This is a genomic window from Klebsiella sp. HMSC25G12 (assembly GCF_001807705.1).
Classification (GTDB): Bacteria; Pseudomonadota; Gammaproteobacteria; order Enterobacterales; family Enterobacteriaceae; genus Klebsiella; species Klebsiella variicola.
The window spans coordinates 1-4,205 of sequence record NZ_KV789813.1 but is presented as its reverse complement, the minus strand read 5'-3'; the positions used below and the strand labels follow the sequence as shown (position 1 = coordinate 4,205).

Here is a 4,205-nt window from a genome sequence, read left to right as displayed (position 1 = left end):
TAGGTTTTAGCCAGAACGGTAGTGATGGCAGCGGTCAGCGTTGTTTTACCATGGTCAACGTGGCCGATAGTACCGACGTTAACGTGCGGTTTTGTACGTTCAAACTTTTCTTTAGACATCGATTGTCCCTCTAAGACACGGATAAATCGGTGATATCACCACATCAACCAGGCAACATGCCCGACTTGTTGAATGAAAATAACAGAAGAGAAACAGGGAAGGAGAGAAAAGAAGTGGTGCTGATACCCAGAGTCGAACTGGGGACCTCACCCTTACCAAGGGTGCGCTCTACCAACTGAGCCATATCAGCACGTCTGGAGCGGGCAGCGGGAATCGAACCCGCATCATCAGCTTGGAAGGCTGAGGTAATAGCCATTATACGATGCCCGCATCCTGAAACTCGGCTACCCAGTTCTTTCTGTAATACTAAAGAGACTGCTCTCTTTAGTATTGAGCTGATTAGTTTACCCAACCAACTCCGGCTACGCAAAGCGTCGCCAGAAAGTGGTGGTGGGGGAAGGATTCGAACCTTCGAAGTCGATGACGGCAGATTTACAGTCTGCTCCCTTTGGCCGCTCGGGAACCCCACCCAAATTGTTATGGTGCCGACTACCGGAATCGAACTGGTGACCTACTGATTACAAGTCAGTTGCTCTACCTACTGAGCTAAGTCGGCATCAAGTAGCGCGCATTCTAGGGAGAGGAGCGAGTTCATGCAACTAAAAATTTGCATAAAACGTTCTCTTGCTCACATTTTGTGCTCTTACACGAAAAAACGGTGTAATTTCAAACAGGGCAGTGCAAATATTCGCCAGCAATCCAGCTCATCAGGAGCGGTTCCAGTCACCCGCTGATGCCCAGGATGTATGCGGACGACTGACAGAAAGGTAACGGGCCGTTAGCACTATCCTGCTGGTTTACTACGAATAAGAAACTTATTCCTCTCTTGTGATGCTGGCGCGAGAAAGCAGCATTCAATGAGTTTTTTTCTTATTATTCCCGGCAATCTGGTGTTACCCTCCTGCCCATTGTCCTGATTAACTCGTGTGAAGCATCGCCGTTTCAACGTATACGGCGATGGTAAGAACATGCTTATGAGCCAAAAAGAGCAGACGTTAATGACACCGTACCTACAATTTAACCGCCACCAATGGGCTGCACTTCGTGATTCTGTCCCGATGACGTTAACCGAGGATGAAATCACGCGGTTAAAAGGCATCAACGAAGATCTCTCTCTGGAAGAGGTTGCCGAGATCTATTTGCCGCTGTCGCGTTTGCTCAACTTCTATATCAGTTCTAACCTGCGTCGTCAGGCTGTTCTCGAACAATTTCTTGGCACCAACGGTCAACGCATTCCCTATATCATCAGCATCGCTGGCAGCGTTGCGGTGGGGAAAAGCACCACCGCGCGTGTACTGCAGGCCTTGCTTAGCCGTTGGCCGGAGCACCGCCATGTTGAACTCATCACTACTGACGGTTTTTTGCACCCTAACTCAGTATTGAAAGAACGCGGATTAATGAAGAAGAAAGGCTTCCCGCAGTCCTATGATATGCATCGACTGGTGAAGTTTGTCTCCGATCTTAAATCAGGTGTACCGCAGGCAACCGCGCCGGTTTATTCCCATCTGATTTATGATGTTATTCCCGACGGCGATAAAACCGTCGCGCAGCCGGATATTTTAATTCTTGAGGGACTCAACGTTCTGCAAAGTGGAATGGATTATCCGCACGATCCTCATCATGTATTTGTATCCGATTTTGTCGATTTTTCTATTTATGTCGATGCCCCGGAAGAATTACTGAAAAGCTGGTATATCAACCGTTTTCTCAAATTCCGAGAAGGGGCGTTTACCGATCCTGACTCCTACTTCCACAATTACGCTAAGCTGTCGAAGGAAGAGGCGGTGGATATTGCCACCTCGCTATGGAACGAGATTAACTTAATGAATCTTAAAGAAAACATCCTTCCAACCCGCGAACGTGCCAGCCTGATCATGACCAAAAGCGCCAATCATTCTGTGAATCAAGTACGCTTACGTAAATAAAGCAAAGGGAGCCGAAGCTCCCTTTTTTATTCTGCGCTGCGCAATGATATTTCACCGCCAACCCAGGCTTTTATCACCCCATCCTGTTCCAGCAATAGTGCGCCTTGCGCATCAATGCCCCGGGAAATTCCATAGATTTCTTTATCACCGATAATGAGTTTTACCGGGCGATGAATAAAGTTATCCAGTTTCTCCCAGCGCGGCAGATAGGGCGCTAACCCTTCCTGCTCGAACAGTTCCAGGCCCAGACGTAGCTCTTTAATCAGGCGCGCGGCGAGGAGGTTGCGGTCGATGACAACCCCCGCCTCCTGAAGGCTTATCCACCCCTGATTGACCACGTCAGACTCCACGCGACGCATCACAAGATTGATACCCGCGCCACTAACGATTTGTGCAGCATCACCCGTTTTCCCGGTCAGTTCCACGAGGATCCCTGACAGTTTACGATCTTGCAGGTAAATATCGTTTGGCCATTTCACACGAACCTGATCGGCTCCGAGCTGCTGCAGAACTTCAGCGATCACGATACCAATCACCAGGCTGAGTCCAATAGCCGCCGCCGGTCCCTGCTCCAGGCGCCAGTACATCGAGAGATAAAGATTGGCGCCAAAGGGCGAGAACCATTTTCTACCTCGCCGTCCTCGCCCTGCCTGCTGATATTCAGCCACACAGGCATCCCCGGATGTCAGCTCATCAAGCCTGTCCAGTAAATACTGGTTAGTGGAGTCAATCACGGGGAGAACCGTCACTCGGCCATGTTCAATCTGTTGGGAAATCTTTTTCTCATCCAACAGATGAATGGGCTCTGGCAGGCTGTAACCCTTGCCTGGCACTGTAAACACATCGACGCCCCAGTCGCGTAAGGTCTGGATATGCTTATTAATCGCCGCCCGGCTCATACCTAACTGCTCACCAAGCTGTTCACCTGAGTGGAACTCGCCATCAGCCAGGATAGAAATCAACGTTAAGGGAATAGTATGGTCTTTCACGCAATGCTCTCCTCTGCGTTGACTTCACCATGCGTTCCAATGAAGCGCACCTCGGGCTGAAGCCATACACCGAATTTCTTACCCACCTGCTGGCGAACGTAATGGGCTAGTTTTACCACGTCCTCGCTGGTCGCTCGATCTTCATTAATGAGTACCAGGGCCTGTTGTCGATGGACGGCCGCGCCGCCAATGCGTTGCCCTTTGAGCTGACATTGATCGATTAACCAGCCCGCGGCCAGCTTGACGGTGCCGTTTGCCTGCGGATAATGCGGCGCCTGGGGGAATTGCGCCAGCAGCGCTTCAGCAACCTGAGCGCTGACGATCGGATTCTTAAAGAAACTTCCGGCATTGCCGTTAATCCTGGGATCCGGCAACTTAGTCATTCGCATATGACAAACGGAATCGAATACCTGCTGCGGGGTGACGGTCTGTGGATCAAGACGCGTTAAATCACCGTAACTCAGTACAGGCTGCCATGCTTTCGCTAACGTTAAACCAATCGCGACGATGGCGTAGCGATCCTGGTATTCATGTTTAAAGATACTGTCACGGTAGCCGAAACGGCATTCCGCCGCTGAAAGACGCTGCTTACGACCCGTTTCCAGCTCAATGCAGTCCACATAGTTGCAAACCCGCTGGAGCTCGACACCGTAGGCGCCAATATTCTGGATCGGCGAAGATCCTGCGCAGCCAGGGATCAATGCCAAATTTTCCAGACCTGGCATCGCATGCTGTAGCGTGAACTGCACCAATTGATGCCAGTTTTCGCCGGCGCCGACGTGCAAGCACCAGGCTTCCGGCGTTTCGCTCACCTCGATCCCCATAATTCGGTTGAGGATCACCGTACCGGCATAGTCGTTCAGAAACAGGACATTACTACCTTCCCCAAGGATCAGCGTGGGTTCGCCTGCCGCGACAGCAGTTTGCCAGGCGCTTAATAACTGCTGCTCAGTTTCGGCGCGTACAATCGTCCTGGCGGAGCGCTCAATGCCAAAGGTATTCCAGGGTTTGAGGGAGTGGTTCATAGTGGCTTCCTGATGCAAAATCGGCGTTAGTTTACCGTATCTGGCGGGGGAAGGCTTGCCTGATTGCAGGGGCAGTGATATTGGGGGCGTTACCGGTAATGATGCGGTGTACCGGTCCGGGCTACAGGTCGTGCAGGGCGGGTGCG

General features: G+C 51.2%; 4 protein-coding genes and 4 tRNA genes. 1 reads left to right on the top strand and 7 read right to left on the bottom strand.

What is annotated here, in order from left to right:
* The 5 genes from HMPREF3096_RS28620 to HMPREF3096_RS04425 form a co-directional block, all read right to left on the bottom strand.
* A partial coding sequence (locus tag HMPREF3096_RS28620; protein WP_000031649.1) for a GTP-binding protein occupies nt 1-119 on the bottom strand: 119 nt, incomplete at its 3' end.
* A 115-nt stretch (nt 120-234) separates the two neighbouring features.
* A tRNA-Thr gene (locus tag HMPREF3096_RS04440) sits at nt 235-310 on the bottom strand.
* 5 nt (nt 311-315) lie between these two features.
* Nucleotides 316-390 (bottom strand) — tRNA-Gly (locus HMPREF3096_RS04435).
* 115 nt (nt 391-505) lie between these two features.
* Nucleotides 506-590 (bottom strand) — tRNA-Tyr (locus HMPREF3096_RS04430).
* 10 nt (nt 591-600) lie between these two features.
* Nucleotides 601-676 (bottom strand) — tRNA-Thr (locus HMPREF3096_RS04425).
* 418 nt (nt 677-1,094) lie between these two features.
* On the opposite strand from HMPREF3096_RS04425, the gene coaA reads away from it, so the two are divergent.
* Nucleotides 1,095-2,045 carry a type I pantothenate kinase gene (gene coaA / locus HMPREF3096_RS04420; protein WP_012543215.1) on the top strand — a complete coding sequence of 317 codons (951 nt, stop codon included), beginning with the start codon at nt 1,095-1,097 and terminating at the stop codon, nt 2,043-2,045.
* A gap of 26 nt (nt 2,046-2,071) precedes the next feature.
* On the opposite strand, the gene birA is transcribed toward coaA, so the two are convergent.
* Together birA and murB are read right to left on the bottom strand one after the other, a co-directional pair.
* A complete protein-coding gene (gene birA, locus HMPREF3096_RS04415; RefSeq protein ID WP_008808010.1) occupies nt 2,072-3,034 on the bottom strand; it encodes a bifunctional biotin--[acetyl-CoA-carboxylase] ligase/biotin operon repressor BirA in 963 nt (320 codons plus the stop codon).
* Entirely contained in the window at nt 3,031-4,059 is a 1,029-nt protein-coding gene (murB, locus tag HMPREF3096_RS04410; RefSeq protein WP_032732172.1) for a UDP-N-acetylmuramate dehydrogenase, read from the bottom strand. The genes birA and murB overlap by 4 nt, the downstream gene beginning before the upstream one ends.
* Nucleotides 4,060-4,205: the final 146 nt, after the last annotated feature.

Coding starts and splice junctions, on each gene's coding strand:
- murB (WP_032732172.1), bottom strand. CDS start 4,059: ATGAACCACTCCCTCAAACCCTGGAATACCTTTGGCATTGAGCGCTCC.
- coaA (WP_012543215.1), top strand. CDS start 1,095: ATGAGCCAAAAAGAGCAGACGTTAATGACACCGTACCTACAATTTAAC.